Below are 16,173 nucleotides of genomic sequence, written 5' to 3'. Positions count from 1 at the left end.
TGCAGCATCTTCTCTATGGGTGTTACTCCTTCAACGCACCGATCATTACGCCTTTTACAAAATATTTCTGTAAAAATGGATAGATCATCAGAATGGGAACGGTAGCAATGATTATCGTAGCGAATTTAATAGATTCACTGATCCGAAATACCTCATCTTGGGTAACACCTGCCAGCATATTTTGCGCAGAGGATTGAATCAGGATTTCTCTCAATATCAATTGGAGCGGGAACAAATTCCGATCCTGTAAATAAATCATGGCCGAGAACCAACTGTTCCAGTGGCCTACGGCATAAAAGAGGGTCATAACCGCCAGAACCGGCATAGAGAGCGGAAGCACGATCCGCAGCAGAATTCTGAAATCATGGGCGCCGTCTATTTTGGCAGACTCTATTAAACTATCAGGGATAGACTGAAAGAAAGTCCGCATCACTATCAAATTAAAAGCACTAACCGCACCAGGTAACAGCAGCGCCCACCGTGTATCATACAAGCCAAGCTCACGGACATTCAGATACGCCGGAATTAAGCCACCACTAAAAAACATCGTGAACACAATAAAAGCCATTATGACATTTCTCCCCTCCAGATTCTTTCTGGACAGAGGATAGGCACCAAGTGTAGTAAGCACAAGATTAATCAACGTACCGACAATGACATAAAAGAAAGTATTTCCGTAAGCTGTCCAGACCCGCGTATCCTCAAATACCAGCTTGTAAGCATCCAGATTAAAGCCGATTGGAAAGAAGCTTACCTTCCCCGCAGCAATAGCATGTGCATCACTGAATGAGGAAACCAGCACGTACCACATCGGGTACAGGAACAGGAAAGAACACAAGATTAGAAACAGCACATTGCAGCTGTCGAATATGATTTCACCCATACTGCGTTTCACAACCATTGTCTACCCTCCTAAAAGTTTTGTGAGCTATTCTTCATTGAAGTTACTTCGTACAAAACTCGCATCGGAAGTTATGCTTACCATAGGCTGCTTTCAGTTGTTTTTCGGCTGATCCGATTAGCTAGCACGAGCAATGTGAAGTTAATTACAGAATTGAATAATCCAACCGCCGCAGAAAAACTATAATTCGCTTCCATCACACCTCGTCTATAGACAAATGTTGAAATAACATCCGCAGTGACGTACGTTCCTGGATTGTAGAGCAATATAATTTTGTCCCAGCCCACATTCAGCAGGGTACCGACATTCAGAATCAAGAGAATTAGGACCGTAGGGAGAATCCCAGGCAGCGTTATATTCGTTAGCTGTTTCCATCGCCCTGCTCCATCTACAACTGCAGCTTCATACAGGCTCGGATTGATACCAGATAACGCTGCTAAATAAATAATTGAATTCCAGCCTAGGCTCTGCCACATGCCAGAACCCACATAGATCGTTCGAAACCATTCCGGCAGAATCAGGAACTGGATAGGCTCAGAGATCAGGCCGATGCCAAGCAACAGGCTGTTAATAATTCCTCCGGGCTTGGTGAAATCAATAATCATCCCGCAAATGACGATGAGCGAAATAAAATGCGGCAAATAAGACACGGTCTGCAAAAAGGACTTCAGCTTCTTGAGCCGCAGCTCATTGAGTAGCAGGGCAAAAGCAAGTGAAGCAGGAAAAATGAAGATGAGCGAGTAGAAGCTCATTAAGAAGGTATTTTTAAGCAGTCTGAGAAAATAATAGCTTTCGAAAAACTTCTCGAAATTCTTGAAGCCCACCCAAGGACTATCCGTGATCCCCAAGTAGGGATTGAAATTCTTAAAGGCAATGATCGCCCCATACATCGGCTTGTATTCAAAAATCAGAAAATACAAAACCGTAGGGAGTAACATGAGATACAGATAGCGATTGGAGGCTATCCGCTTCCAGGGAATCGGACTCCTCTTGACCGGAAGCTTCCTGCTTTCAACTTTAGCGACTTTTACAGGTACAGCCATATAGTTCTCCTCTCCCGGACACTGGCGTTAGTCATAGCTGTCATGCGGCGAGCGGTCACTTAGAAATCTCTGAACCGCTCGGCCCACGACAACCTCTTACAAGCTGAATCATTTCCCTTTAAATCGCTCGTATGCAACCTGATACTCTTTTAGCACATCGTTAATCCCCATCTTCTCAAGCTGCTTCATCACTTTGTCATAGTCTTCAATCTTTTGGCGCCCCATGATCATGGCATTAATTGTCTCTGCTACATAGGTCTGAATATCAGCCATCAAAGGAACAACTACATCGTTTTCCTCTGTTGTGAATTGGACTGGAGGCAGCTTGCTATCAAAATCAATATAATCACTGTATAACTCGAGTGGATTTTCCGTCTGTCCGTTAGCTTCTCGGATCTGCTCAGCATATCTGGTATCCGCTACTGTAGCCCAGCTTCCGCCCCCGATCGTATGGTTCAGCAGTTCCTGTGTATTCGTGAGACCATTGGTTGGATGAGTCACTTCTTTCTTATAAATAGGCTCTCCGTTTACCAGATCATAGGACTTGCCTTCAACCCCAAAGTTGTTCAAAAGAATGCCTTCCTCTGAGTATTGATAATCCAGCCATTTCATCACTTCCTCAGGATGCTCGGTCCGCGAGGAGACCGCCAATCCGTGTGCTGCTGCCTGCCAGCGGAAGGAGACATGACGTTGATCACCGTTTGGTCCTTTTGGTGGAATGGCCGGTGCAATTTTGAAGGTCGGATGTTTACCCTCCATTAAAGTAGTAAAGTTCCCCATGTAGGAACCAGACCAACCAAACCATGCCCCTGCCACATCAGTAGTCACTTTCTCAGTCAAGGTCTGGAATGTGGTATCTACCAGATAGTTCGGGTCGAGCAATTGTTCATCGTAAAGACGGTGCAGATAGGTTACGACATCCTTGAATTTCGGATCGTTCGGACCGTATTTCACTTGGCCGTTATCCACGAAGAATCCGTAGTCAACACCAAAGGCAGGAGCGAATAACATCATGATATTTTCCAAGTTAACTGTGACTAGTGGAATTTCATCCTTCTTGCCATTTCCGCTGGCATCCTGCTCCCTAAATGCTTTGAGCATGTTATACCAATCTTCCGTAGTTTCCGGCATAGATAGACCCAGCTTATCGATCCAGTCTTTACGCACTTGCGGGAACATTTGAGTGAGATCCTGTGAATCAAGAACGAGATTAGGTAGGTAAAAAATGTGGCCTTCAGGCGAAGTGATTTGTCCCCGGATATCCGGGTTGTCGTCGAGGATTTTCTTGAAGTTTGGCGCATTTTTCTCAATTAAATCTTCCAGAGGAAGCAGCGCGCCTTGTGTACCATATTTTCCGGAATCCGTGCCCCATAGATCATTGTAGATGATGTCCGGCAGCTTCCCAGATGACATTAATAGGCTAAAAGCTTCCGCACTGGCTTCCGTACTATGTTGAAAGTCGATATGAATGTTAGTGTTCTCTTCCATTTGCTGAAAGGATAATTTCTCATTAAAATTAGTTCCTCTAAAATTGCCGCCGCTTGGTGACCAAAGTGACAGTTCTAGCTTATCTGAAACAATCGGGAGCTGAAGACCGCCTACTGTTTTCCCTTCCTTAACGGGAGCTTGCGTAGCCTTCTGAACCTCCGCAGTAGGATCTGCGGTATTGCCCGTTTTAGTATTCGAACCGCCGCAAGCAGATACGAGCGTCACTAGTGACAATAGGACAGGCAGCAGCAGAGCTAATTTCCTTTTAGCAACATTCATAATTCAACCCCCTATTAATAACTAAAAAATAAGATAATCATTATGATATATTCACTAACATCAATCAGAAGGAATCAACAATACATTAATAAATTTTTAAATGAGTGATTATTCTGCAAACAACCTTTTGTAGGGGATATCCTCCTTTCACTACCCTTTTTTCTCCTTAAATTAGACGAAAACATCTGTTCTGACTTCTTTTTGATTTACATTTCAGAGTATCAGATCTTTTATTTCACCAATCTGATATATATCTGATGTATTTTATTATATTTTCCAGCCTACATGATGTCAATATAATAATAAGAAATATCTCTAATAAGTGTAACCTTATATAACATGTACCTGTCGCAAAATGTAGAAACCCCTCAAATTTAATAGAAAACGCTTACAAAATTATCTATATATAAACGCTTCAAATAAGCCGACTCTGATCTTATTCAGATAGGATATAGCGCGCAATATATACTTTCTTTTTTCTGAAAAAAATGCGTAATAATGGCCTCAAAGCACCATCATCACGCGTTTCATTAATTTTTACAGAGAACATCAATCTCAAGAAAAAGTTCTAAACCTTCTGATCGGCAGCATCCTGTTCCGAAATTAAGACACTCAACTCTTCATGAAGTGTTTCCTCATCAATCATCTTTGACCAATAAGCGTTCAACAACTTACGAAAGCTCTTTAGAACAGCTATAGGAAGCCCTAAATCTTTAAGGTAGGAGAAGGTTGGAAATAGCTCTCTGTACATCAGATATCTCGAAGGACGATTCAAATGATCCGCTGTGCTCATCTCAGCGATCCGCTTTCGAGCTGGAATACTCACTGTGCGCTCCCGAATAATTTTCTGTGCGTCTACGGAAGCAAGGAAGTTGACGAATTGACGAGCCGCTTCCTTTTGTCTTGAATTCCCGACCACAGCTGCTCCGATCGTCACCAATAGCGTCTTCTGTGGATCTTTTGATTTCAGCCTAGGTAACGGTGCAAGATCATAATCGAGCGTTAATTCCTTAAATTCATTTAAATTAAAAAAAGTCGTCAGAATCATCGAAACCTGCTCTTGGACAAACAATGAGATCGTCTCATCTTCATGATTGCCAGCAAGATATTTCGGGAAAATCTGATGGTTATTCACAAGCCGACTATACACACTAAGGCTATTAGCCGTCTCCGGACTAAGCGTACGGTGCTCGATCCCGTCTGCCACGGTTTGAATACCGCTCTGCAGCAGGAATACAGAATAACGATTCTCAGAAGCAGGCACAAAATAAATGGCATGTCGTCCACGTTTCTCCGCCAACTGACGAGCCGCCTCAATCAAGTCATCCCAAGTCCAATAGCTGTCCGGCTCTGGCAGATCCGCTTCCCGAAAATGGGCCTTGTTGTAGCATAGCACCACGGGGGAGAATGAAATCGGATAGGCATACAACTGCTCTTCATGATAAAAAGCTTCCGTCGCAATTGGATATAATTCAGGATCAGGCTCAAGCGATTCCAGTAAGTCCGCTGAACCATTTTCAGCCAATTCCTGAAATTGCGTGCTATTCAGCGATACAGCATCGAGCATCCCATTATTGATCAACTCCACCGCAGAATTCACATGGTCAAAATCATTCAGAGCCAGCGGAAGAATATGAATACCGGGATGCAGTCGATGAAATTCACCAATTAGATCATCCAGCAGAAAGTCCTTGGACAGCGAGGAGCTGCAGCCAAAATGAATACGGATCCTCTCCTGCACAGACTCCATAACCTTACTGCCGACACGGTCGATTTTGACAATAAGACCTTCCTGGACAAGCACATCCAGCCCTCTTCTGACCGATTTATTACTTAACTCAAATTGCTTAGCTAGTGTACTCTCTGCTGGCAGATAAGCACCTGGCTGCAGCACTCCACTTAGGATATCCGTACGAAGCTTACCCACCATATGATCGAGTCGCTCTCGGAAGGAATGACGACCTGATTTATTATTCATGTACAATTCTCCCCGAAAAATCCAAATTTACATCATCTCCCTCTTATTTTGCGTCAGCTCTGATTTGAAGTCAAATAAAAATACCCAATTTCCCAAAAATTTTTGGAACAAAAAAAACAGCACCCGAACTCCAGGCGCTGTTAATCATCTTTTATTATTTTTTGTCGACAGGCTTACGAATCGCATTGCCCACCTTCACAAGAATATCAGACATCGAAGCCTCATCATTTACATCATAATCATCAATGTTCAAACGAAGCACTGGGCAAGCCGTAAACTCGTTAATCCATTTCGAATATCTGCCATGCATATGCTCCCAGTAGGAAACATCCGTTTGAATTTCCATCTCACGGCCACGTTCATTAATTCGGGTCAGGATGGAAGGCAAGCTGCCTTCAATATAAATCAGCACATCAGGGTGCGGGAAGTATGGCGTCATAACCATAGCTTCATACAAGCTAGTGTAGGTTTCATAATCCGTTTTGGACATTGTACCTTGATCTGCATGCATTTTCGCAAAAATACCGGTATCTTCATAGATGGAACGGTCCTGAACAAAACCACCGCCGAGTTCGAACATCTTCTTCTGCTCTTTAAAACGTTCAGCTAGAAAATAGATTTGCAGGTGGAAGCTCCATCTCTCAAAATCATGATAGAACTTTTCGAGATAAGGATTGTGATCGACCTGCTCTAGCGAGGTTTGAAAATTAAGTCTTTTGGCCAAGGCGCCTGTTAAAGTGGATTTCCCCACCCCGACAGTTCCAGCCACGGTAATTATGGCATTTTCCGGGATATGATATGAATTCATTTCATTAGCTCCTTTATATAAGAGACAATTTCAGTGAAGTGTTCTGGATTCTCCACGAAATCGACTGCATTTCCATCAATGGTAATAATTACGGTCGAAGGCTCCTGAATGGCAAGAGAGGCCATCGCGTCATCATAATCTTTAATTAATTGCTCCAAATACGCAGTATCCATCCCCTCTTCAAAGGGACGCCCACGTTTTTCAATTCTGGTTAATAACGTATCTAAATTGGCTTTAATATAGAGAATGATATTCGGCTTTGGCAGGTCATCCGTAAGCACATGATAAATTTGCCGATACTTCTCACGTTTCGTTCCGTTCAGTGTTCGTTCTCCAAAGATGAGGTTCTTATAAATATGGTAATCCGAAATGACCGGGATCCCTTTATCTATGTACTGTGTAACGGTATCTTCAAGCTGCTTATACCGATTACAAAGGAAAAACATCTCCAGTTGAAAGCTCCAATCGTCCATGTTCTCATAAAATTTAGCCAGAAAAGGATTCTCATCGACAATCTCTTTAATGATCGGTAAATTTAATTCCTCTGCTAGCATAGAAGCTAATGTTGTTTTGCCAGCCCCGATTGGGCCTTCTACTGCAATAAACGGTGCATGTTTCATTGACGCTGACTTCCTCCTCAGATACGAACCTTTCAATAGCATTCAAGCATAAACGCCTTCGGCGTCCTTACAAGAACGGTAAGTGTTTAAGCGGGAAATATAAGAACAAAGTATAGTGTGAAACTTATACTTTCTATTATGTTTATAAAAACAGACTAAATTATTGTATCACATGAAACCTTTCTTGTGAGTGGGTAAATATGAAGAAACTTTTCCAGTAGTTCTAGCGTCTAAATGTAAGATAATGGATTATAGCGTGAACATATCAAAATTATCTATTAAAGAAAAGAGAGGTATTCCTATGAAAAAATGGCTCAGCATGGTTAGTGCTGTTCTAGTATTAAGCCTCGCCTCTAACGTAAGCGCAGCTGCAGCTGCAGAGAACCCAACCACTACTACCAACCTCACTTCGTATGGCGCGGATTATCTGACCAAAACAGATGGTTCCTTTTGGGTATGGGGAGGTAATCGCTCCGTCCCTACGCAAATCCATGACCTGAATGAGGTACAAGCATACTTTGGTTCCCAATATGTAATGAAGAAAGACCTTTCGGTCTGGCAATGGAGAACATCGGCATACTCTGAAGCTATTAAAGTAACCCCCGTTCAAGAGCTAGACAATCTGGTCGATATATTCATGACGGGAAATAGAACGATAGCCCTTAAAGGAGACGGGACGATTCTAAGCGCCCCCCTTTCATCCGATGGACTCACTACCTCCGCGTTCACACCGGTTTCCGGCATCGATAACGTGGCCGCTGTGGGCGGTTACTATGAGTCTGATCTTCATAAGAGCTGGACACGTTACGTGTTCTTAAAGAAAGATGGAACTGTTTCTACTACACGCGATGACTTCGAAAGCTTCGAAACCATCCAGAGTTTAACGGATATTATTCAAATCAAAAAAAATCTGGCACTTAAAAAGGACGGCTCCATATGGAGTTGGCCAGTCCAAGATTATTACAATAACCAAGGAGCTCCAATAGATCTATCTGCGACCCCTCTCAAGGGAATCAGTAATATTAAAAGTTTAAAAGGAAATCAGAACAGCCTATTAGCCATTGATGGAGCCTCTCAATTATGGTTCTGGGGCGCTACCATTACAGGTTCCTCAGACGGAACAACCTATCATGAACAACCACCGATTCTTCTAAAAGGGATCAAGAATGTAGTTGATGCTTACATCGTAGAGCGCTCTATTGTTGCGTTAACCGGGGAAGGAAACGTCTATCAAACTTCTATTGAAAACGAAATGATGCCCGCAGATTCAAAATTCACACTTCTCGATAAAGAAGTAAGCAGCCTAAAGAAAGGCGGACGACATATCATCATGCAAAAGAAAGACGGCTCACTCTGGGGCTGGGGCGTCAATAAGGACGCACAATTGGGCTATGGCGACTATGAATTCAGCCATGCCGGACCCGTTCCAGTGCAAAAGCCTATTTCAATCTCCTTAAACGGAGCATCTATCCCACTCTCAAATGGAGTTATTACTCGAAACGGACAAAATTTCGTCCCGCTTCGATCGCTGTTCGAAAAATTAGGAGCCACAATTACCTATAAAGAGAACATTACAGCTGCGAAAACAATAGATAAACAAATTATGATCACACGAGCCGCTACAGATAAGCCGGCTCTCGCCATCAGTATTAACGGTGTAACTGGAGCGACAATGGTGAACAATACAACCGTAAATCTCCCTACACTACCCTTCATCGTAAACGGTTCGATGTATCTGCCACTTCGCTTTATAAGTGAGCAACTCGGAGCAAATGTGGAGTGGCTCCCACAGGAGGAGCGCATCGCCATCACGATGCAATAAGGAGTAATCAAAAAAGGTGTCCCATCACGGGACACCTTTTTAATCTTAAGATAAACGTCCGCTGAAATCTTCGAAAGCGAACTGTTTGATTACTTTGATTCCCTCTTCTTCATTGTAACTAACAATGGAAGGCAGGTTCACGCCATTAAACATATGGTTCTTCACCATGGAATAATGGGCCATATCAAGGAATACGAGTCTATCACCGTATTTCAAAGGCTCCTTGAAAGAATAATCTCCGATAACGTCTCCCGCTAGGCAAGTCATTCCACCTAATCTGTACGTATAAGGATATTCTCCCGGTTGTCCAGCATCAATAATGTTCGGACGGTACGGCATAGCCAGCACATCCGGCATATGGCACTCTGCCGAGGTATCGAGAATCGCAATGTCCATGCCGTTATGCATCACATCGAGAACGGTAGCTACCAGATATCCGGTATTAAGAGCTACTGCCTCACCCGGCTCCAGATAGATTTCCACACCGTAAGTCTCTTTCATGTGCAGAATGCATTTGACCAGGGTCTCCAGGTCATAGTCAGGACGTGTAATATGATGACCGCCACCGAAATTAAGCCATTTCATTCCTTTGAGATAAGGTCCGAACTTCTCTTCGACTACCTTGAGCGTACGCTCAAGTGTATCTGAATTCTGTTCGCACATGGTATGGAAGTGTAGTCCATCAATGCCCTCAAGCTCTTCCGGTCTGAAGTTAGGAAGAGTTACTCCCATTCTGGAATAATTGTAGCACGGATCATACAGCGGAACTTCGATCTCGGAATATTCCGGATTCACTCGAATGCCGCAGCTGATATGCTTCGGTGCGCTCTTTACGCGATCCTTGAATCGATTCCACTGGTCAAAAGAATTGAACACAATGTGATCGGAGTATCCAAGGAGCTCATCAAACTCACTATCTATATAAGCTGGTGCGTATACATGAACCTCTTTGCCCATTTTTTCATAACCAAGTCTGGCTTCGAACAAGGAGCTTGAGGTTACACCATGCAAGTACTTCCCAACTAACGGATACAAGGAATGCATGGAGAAGCCTTTTTGCGCGAGCAAAATCTTTGCTCCAGTGCGTTCCTGTACAGAATTCATAATCTCAAGATTACGTGTAAGCAATCTTTCATCTACAAGGTAACATGGTGACGGGACTGCGCTGATATCAATATCCATTTCTCGCGCCTTAGTCCAGCAGCGTTGGCGAGAAATCTTCTTGCCAAGGCAGACCATGTTTATTTAAAGCTTCCATGAATGGATCTGGATCGAACTCTTCAACGTTGAATACGCCTGGTTTCTTCCAGATACCTTTTATAATTAACATCGCTCCGATCATTGCAGGAACGCCTGTAGTGTAGGAAATGGCTTGGGAGCCAACCTCTGCATAGCACTCTTCATGATCGCAAACATTGTATACATAATAAGTTTTCGGCTTTCCGTCTTTGGTTCCTTGGATGATACATCCAATGTTCGTTTTACCTTTTGTTCTTGGTCCCAAGGAAGCCGGGTCCGGCAAAATCGCCTTCAAGAATTGTAGAGGAACGATCTCTTTACCTTCATACATGATAGGCTCGATAGAAGTCATGCCAACATTCTCAAGCACTTTCAAATGCGTCAGGTAGTTCTGCGAGAAGGTCATCCAGAAACGGATCTTCTTCACACCCTTGATGTTAACGGCCAAGGATTCCAATTCTTCATGATACAAAAGATAAATATCCTTTGGTCCAATTTCCGGAAGATCATATACTTTTTTCTCGGAAAGCGGTGCAGTTTCAATCCACTCGCCATTCTCGAAATAGCGGCCATTGGCTGTAATTTCACGAATATTGATTTCAGGATTAAAGTTTGTTGCAAATGGATATCCGTGATCACCAGCATTGGCATCTACAATATCAATGGTATGAATCTCATCAAAATAGTGCTTTTGAGCGTAAGCTGTGAACACGCCCGTTACACCTGGATCAAATCCACTACCAAGCAACGCGGTAAGGCCTGCTTTTTCAAATCTTTCTTTATAAGCCCACTGCCAAGAGTATTCAAATTTCGCTGTATCTTGTGGTTCATAGTTGGCAGTATCCACATAGTGCACTCCTGTTGCCAGGCACGCATCCATGATTGTCAGGTCCTGATATGGGAGAGCGACATTAATAACGACATCCGGCTCAAAGCTCTTGATCAGTTCAATGACTTCGTCCGTATTATCTGCATCGACCTGAGCAGTAGAAATCTTCGTGCGGCCTCCGGCTAATTTATCTTTCAGAGCGTCACATTTCGCGACAGTTCTGCTAGCTATGCAGATCTCTTCAAATACATCCGGGTTCTGGCAGCATTTGTGAACAACAACACTGGAAACACCGCCAGCGCCAATAATTAACGCTTTTCCCAAAATAAAAACCTCCTAAAATTCCATTTGCAAAATCAACAAGGCTGATTATACATAATATTTTTGAATAAATCAATAAAAACCGACAAAAAATGATGTTTATTGTGTAAAATCTCCAAGGATTCTTGTTAATACTCTTGAATGCTCATATTTCCTCGATTATCCACCTATACATTCCATGAAAATCGTTGGAATGGAGTGAATTTCCGGAAACTAGGACAACTAGATTATTCTATCACAAGAGGGTTCTACTTCATACGATTTATTTTAATTTCAATGAAAAATTCCACTCCCTTTCTGCAGCTCCGCATAAGTACGTTCAGTCTCAGTGGCATCTTTGGCGTTGTAGAGCACATACACCTCTGGTAATTTGATCACAATATACGGCGGAGAATTTTTAACAAGATACGCTTTACTCTTTCCATACTCCTCAAACTTAAAGTTTCCAATAGCTACCGTATCCGTCGCTACGCCATTTGTTCTTCGGCCTCCTGAAGGGTAACTGTCCACAAGCTTAAGCTCTTGCACATCTTTCATAGCGAAGCTGTAGTTGTACATCGGATATTTAATCGAAACGGTACCCTTTCCATCTGCAGTTAATGTAGGTGTTGAGAAATCAGCCTGGACGCCCATCCACCCCGTCCCGATCAACAGCAATGCAACGAATACAAAGAGGCCGTAATATATACTCTTACCCGTTTTTGTCCCAATATTAATCGTAGTACCAATCCCAAGACGCTTCGGAACCATAACAGAACGATCATTGGGGTTATTATACGTTGTCCCATTGATCCAATATTCATCATCATCCGTATAAAGAATTTCATGTTCTCCTTTAAGGAGCGTTGTTTCAAATTGCTTCAACTTAAAATGGACGTAAAAGATCCCTAGGACCGGAACAACAGAGAAAAAGAAGATACCCAGACTCCATACTATAGTTGAAGCTGTCCCATTTAAGGAGAGGGCATATACCGTAATTACAGCGATACAGCTATTAATTATAGCCATTCCAAACCATAGCAGGGACCAATATCTACGATTAGCTTGATTAAGCAGGATATTGGTCTCGCTGTTGTCCGTGTACACTTTAGGCTTCATTCGATTAAAGGATACTGCAATAACAAAGAAAAACACAGTCAACCCTAATGCTGTGCCACCAGCCATTCGAAGAATTTCAATACTTCCCTCCGGAACCGGAATCGTAAAAGATAACGCAGCAATCAGGGCAGGAATTATGTATCAGTATAAAGAAAGGCTCATTTTCTTTTTAACAGGGATAGCTCAGTATCTATTCGAACCATTCGCTTCTCTCCCACGAACCACTCATTCTCCCGCTTCAACTGTGTAGCCGCACGATGTGCTTTTATGAAGGGAATTCGAAGCAGAAGCACCATTGCACACGTCCAAACATAAAAAAAGATCAGTGAAAGAGATATATAGGAGCTTAAAAATAAGATAGGAATCAAGAGTAAAATTAATAAGAATCCATACTTTTTGTACATCTTCCCAGTTGAGATTTGTAGTTCGCGCAGACGTTCATCCTCAAGAGCATAACCCGGAAAACTAACCCCAAACCACAGATTGTCCTTAGGCTTCAAGGTGCTCATAAACGTCAGAAGCATAATCACAAAAATAAACAAAGCTATAAAAAAGAAGAAAATAGCCATCTGAGTGTCCCCCTATTTCGTGATAGATGTAGACTTAAACGATACCGTTGAAAAGATTCCGGCACACATTTGCATAAACTCCTCCCGTCCAATCCCTTTTACACTAGCCTCCGAAATGACTAAGCGAAGTTCATTTTCCAGCTTCTCCTTAAACTCTGGATGTCCATTCCCTATAGGAGCAACTGTTGTACCATGCCTGCGATCTATAGATATGAAGCCTTCATTCTTCAAAATTGCGTACGCTTTGTTCACGGTCATTGCATTAATACCTAAATCTTCAGCCATTTGCCGCACTGTCGGTAATTTCTCCCCATCCGCCAGTTCACCTGAGCCTATCCCAATCACGATTTCATTTCGGAGCTGTACATAGATTGGCGTATCACTTTTAAAATCAAGCGTAATGATCATTTTATCCTTCCATTCAAAAAAAGTATTATTTGTATTAGTTAGACTAATACAAATAATACTTAATGTCAAAATCCCCTATCTAATTCGTATGGATTTGAACAGCATAAGCCTCTGCATCCCAATCCACTTTAGCGCCTAACATTTCACTGATTAGTCTTAATGGGACATACACACTATCATTAATAAAGACCGGCTTTTGATCTGTGGATATTACTTTTCCATTTACAGTCGTTTGTCCACTTACCGAATTTAAGATTATCGTAGTAGATGTAGATTCCTTCACGGCAATCACTGATCTCGATGGGACGTCCCAACGTACATTCACGCCCATTTGTTGAAATATTCCTCTTAGCGGAACGTACGTAGAATTGTTGAGCAGTAATGGAGGCATGGTCAACTCCATTTCATTATTGTTCAACTGCACCTGAATCGATTTCTTCACGGGCTGAGGCGTGTCAATCATAAAATCTCTAACCCCCAACCCAGTCTGTCCAAATTCATTCGTTCCCCATGCGAGAACATGACCGTCTTTTAAGAGCACATAATGATTTCTGTTCCCGCTGGTAATCGAAACTGCATTTTGAATACCACTAATCTGTTTAACATTCATCTTATTTTTATCGCCAACTGTCCACTGCCATACGGTTCCATCGGCTTTTACTGCAGAGTCCGTTGTCATCGATACGACATCAGTGAGTCCTGGAATCTGAATGGGCTGTAAAGTTCCACCCGGATTCATATCTGTGTAATTATTCCATAACCAAACGGTGCCATCCCATCTCAAAGCTGCTCCACTCCACCCATCCGTATCAACCGCTCTATACTCCCCGCCGCCTTTAAGTAGGGTAGGCTTTAGAACCGCATCCTTTTTAATACCTCTAGTTTTAGATGAGCCCCATACCCACACCTCTCCGCCGTTCCCAAGTGCCACTGAATTATTCGATCCTGCAGCTATAGCTAAAATGGAGGGTAGTCCTTTCACTTGCATCGGTGTTAGCCCGTTTTTCCCCGAATTGTCGCCAAGTTCTCCTTGCTCATTGCCTCCCCATGCCCAGACCGTTCCGTCTTTTCGAAGCGCTAAGCTAAATGAATCGCCCGCTGAAACAGAGGTCACACCGGTTAGCCCTTGCACTTGAACGGGATCAACAGTAACCGTCAACGACTGCGTTCCAGTGCCAAGTTGTCCATGTTCATTCCCTCCCACAGCCCACACGGTTCCATCATCTTTCAATATCAAGTTATGACGGTAGCCACCTGAAACTTGCTTTACATGATCGATATGCATTTTGACTGGAGTATACGCCGGCGTCGTTGCCCCATTACCAATAGATCCGTAGCCACCACCCCAAGCCCAGGCCGTTCCATCTGCTGTGATGGCATAAGCACTTCTATCCCCCGCATCCAGCCCTGTGATACCTGACAATAACTTCTTTTCATCTGGGAAATTCACTGTACTATCCGCTGCTACCACTAATGGAGAGAGCATAATCAAGCTTATAACAGTCCCAATAACAGTTTTACATATCATTCTTACTCGCACTTTAGAGAACAAACCTTTTTTGGACACTTGCGATCACTCCTTTTTAATAAGAATAGATAATCTAACAACTCACGGCCCCGTTCCAAGTCCTCCAATCTTCCAGCCGTTAGCATGTTTGGTCAACACTGCGAAGCGTGTCTCCTGACCATCTGGGGTATCGAACACAGGATTTAGCGATTTCATGTACAGATCTACCACAACATTTATCGTAGTGCGATCACCGATGTCTTTAATTTCTGAACCAGAATCATAATCCATCACTTTATAAGCGTTAGGTTTAGCCTCTACAATACTTTCACTGAGTGCATTTTCACCACCAAAACCCGAATTATAGAGATGATGTGCTTGACGGTTAACCGTCAATGCCGTGAGTAAGGCATTAGGATTCAAACATGCACGGGCACGGGTATGATTACCCTCCTGAATCGCTTGAAAAAAAGCATCCAACAGTTCGAAATGTCCTAATGAAGCCAAGTCTCCGTTCTCTCCTGCATCAGCAAACAGCCCCTCTCTCTCCGTCCACTCATCAAATGTAAGACTCGTTATATCTGTAAGACTGCGCTTCTTAATGGAAGGACCGACGCTTTGAACATTAAATTCAAGCCAAGCCCCAACGGTATTTCCTGATTGTACTAACAGAATCAGATTGGAAGGATATGAAAATCCGCTTTGTCCCTCCGAACCAGGTAGCCCGTCGACTAAAGAATACCGCCATGCTTCAACATCACTGCCCTTCAGTGTAGTCAAATCAAAACCGGCATCTTTAGAGAACACGTTAGCTAATCGCCAGTAAAGTCCCTCTGGATACTCCCCTAGCTTCACCTCCCAATCCTGAGGTACATCCACCAAGAATTTATCGGGTTGGCTCTGAACTTTATAATCCAATGTTTGTAAAAAAACCTCGGGCTTCCAAATGGAAGACTGAATCGTCGGCGAAGCCTTCTTCCCTCCATTACATCCCATATTTAAAAACAGAAGTAAGCAGGTCAGTACAATCATAATAAACTGACGCCGAGCCATGGATAATCCTCCTCTACATTCACTCCCTCTTATTTAGACTGTGGAATATTATGTAAAGTTGCGAGAAACTGTAATTTTTTAAATCAATTTATACACATTTAACCTGTAGTTTAGGATTGAAGCTGATTTTAACTGTTTATATGGCATAAATCGCTTGTTGCTGCGCTCTAGGTCTCTCGTCCGTCTTTTGACACACGAAAACTTCAAGAG

General features: G+C 42.9%; 14 protein-coding genes. 1 reads left to right on the top strand and 13 read right to left on the bottom strand.

What is annotated here, in order from left to right:
* Positions 1 to 22 precede the first annotated feature (22 nt).
* The 6 genes from ACN6MV_RS10195 to ACN6MV_RS10170 all read right to left on the bottom strand — a co-directional run bounded on the left by ACN6MV_RS10195 (position 23) and on the right by ACN6MV_RS10170 (position 7,117).
* Positions 23 to 901, bottom strand: coding sequence for a carbohydrate ABC transporter permease (locus ACN6MV_RS10195; RefSeq protein ID WP_042126182.1), 879 nt, complete (start codon positions 899 to 901; stop codon positions 23 to 25).
* A 77-nt stretch (positions 902 to 978) separates the two neighbouring features.
* Positions 979 to 1,944 carry an ABC transporter permease gene (locus ACN6MV_RS10190; protein ID WP_081954051.1) on the bottom strand — a complete coding sequence of 322 codons (966 nt, stop codon included), beginning with the start codon at positions 1,942 to 1,944 and terminating at the stop codon, positions 979 to 981.
* 108 nt (positions 1,945 to 2,052) lie between these two features.
* Positions 2,053 to 3,711 (bottom strand): extracellular solute-binding protein, encoded by a 1,659-nt coding sequence (locus tag ACN6MV_RS10185; protein WP_419886279.1) that lies wholly within the window; start codon positions 3,709 to 3,711, stop codon positions 2,053 to 2,055.
* Positions 3,712 to 4,279: 568 nt separating this feature from the next.
* Complete coding sequence (locus ACN6MV_RS10180) at positions 4,280 to 5,689, bottom strand: extracellular solute-binding protein (RefSeq protein ID WP_419886278.1); 1,410 nt, start codon at positions 5,687 to 5,689, stop codon at positions 4,280 to 4,282.
* Positions 5,690 to 5,843: 154 nt separating this feature from the next.
* Positions 5,844 to 6,497, bottom strand: coding sequence for a deoxynucleoside kinase (locus tag ACN6MV_RS10175; protein ID WP_339290192.1), 654 nt, complete (start codon positions 6,495 to 6,497; stop codon positions 5,844 to 5,846).
* Positions 6,494 to 7,117, bottom strand: coding sequence for a deoxynucleoside kinase (locus tag ACN6MV_RS10170; RefSeq protein WP_042126173.1), 624 nt, complete (start codon positions 7,115 to 7,117; stop codon positions 6,494 to 6,496). The genes ACN6MV_RS10175 and ACN6MV_RS10170 overlap by 4 nt, the downstream gene beginning before the upstream one ends.
* A gap of 301 nt (positions 7,118 to 7,418) precedes the next feature.
* On the opposite strand from ACN6MV_RS10170, the gene ACN6MV_RS10165 reads away from it, so the two are divergent.
* Positions 7,419 to 8,939 (top strand): stalk domain-containing protein, encoded by a 1,521-nt coding sequence (locus ACN6MV_RS10165; RefSeq protein ID WP_419886277.1) that lies wholly within the window; start codon positions 7,419 to 7,421, stop codon positions 8,937 to 8,939.
* A gap of 45 nt (positions 8,940 to 8,984) precedes the next feature.
* Here the strand turns inward: ACN6MV_RS10165 and nspC are convergent, their stop codons facing one another.
* From nspC to ACN6MV_RS10130, 7 genes are all read right to left on the bottom strand, one after another.
* A complete protein-coding gene (nspC, locus tag ACN6MV_RS10160) occupies positions 8,985 to 10,121 on the bottom strand; it encodes a carboxynorspermidine decarboxylase (protein ID WP_042126170.1) in 1,137 nt (378 codons plus the stop codon).
* Between the two features lie 10 nt (positions 10,122 to 10,131).
* Positions 10,132 to 11,331, bottom strand: coding sequence for a saccharopine dehydrogenase family protein (locus ACN6MV_RS10155; protein ID WP_042126167.1), 1,200 nt, complete (start codon positions 11,329 to 11,331; stop codon positions 10,132 to 10,134).
* 270 nt (positions 11,332 to 11,601) lie between these two features.
* Positions 11,602 to 12,492: a DUF5808 domain-containing protein gene (locus ACN6MV_RS10150; protein WP_419886276.1), complete on the bottom strand. Its 891-nt coding sequence runs from the start codon at positions 12,490 to 12,492 to the stop codon at positions 11,602 to 11,604.
* Positions 12,493 to 12,584: 92 nt separating this feature from the next.
* Positions 12,585 to 12,995 carry a hypothetical protein gene (locus tag ACN6MV_RS10145; protein ID WP_419886275.1) on the bottom strand — a complete coding sequence of 137 codons (411 nt, stop codon included), beginning with the start codon at positions 12,993 to 12,995 and terminating at the stop codon, positions 12,585 to 12,587.
* Positions 12,996 to 13,007: 12 nt separating this feature from the next.
* Positions 13,008 to 13,403: a GntR family transcriptional regulator gene (locus ACN6MV_RS10140; RefSeq protein WP_419886274.1), complete on the bottom strand. Its 396-nt coding sequence runs from the start codon at positions 13,401 to 13,403 to the stop codon at positions 13,008 to 13,010.
* 79 nt (positions 13,404 to 13,482) lie between these two features.
* Positions 13,483 to 14,970 (bottom strand): stalk domain-containing protein, encoded by a 1,488-nt coding sequence (locus ACN6MV_RS10135; RefSeq protein ID WP_419886273.1) that lies wholly within the window; start codon positions 14,968 to 14,970, stop codon positions 13,483 to 13,485.
* Positions 14,971 to 15,012: 42 nt separating this feature from the next.
* Positions 15,013 to 15,963 (bottom strand): DUF4830 domain-containing protein, encoded by a 951-nt coding sequence (locus ACN6MV_RS10130; protein ID WP_419886272.1) that lies wholly within the window; start codon positions 15,961 to 15,963, stop codon positions 15,013 to 15,015.
* Positions 15,964 to 16,173: the final 210 nt, after the last annotated feature.

The sequence above is a fragment of the Paenibacillus sp. B-A-8 genome, from assembly GCF_048572915.1.
Taxonomy (GTDB): domain Bacteria; phylum Bacillota; class Bacilli; order Paenibacillales; family Paenibacillaceae; genus Paenibacillus_AQ.
The sequence above is the reverse complement of the archived record's forward strand: the minus strand, read 5'-3'. Positions and strand labels throughout refer to the sequence as shown.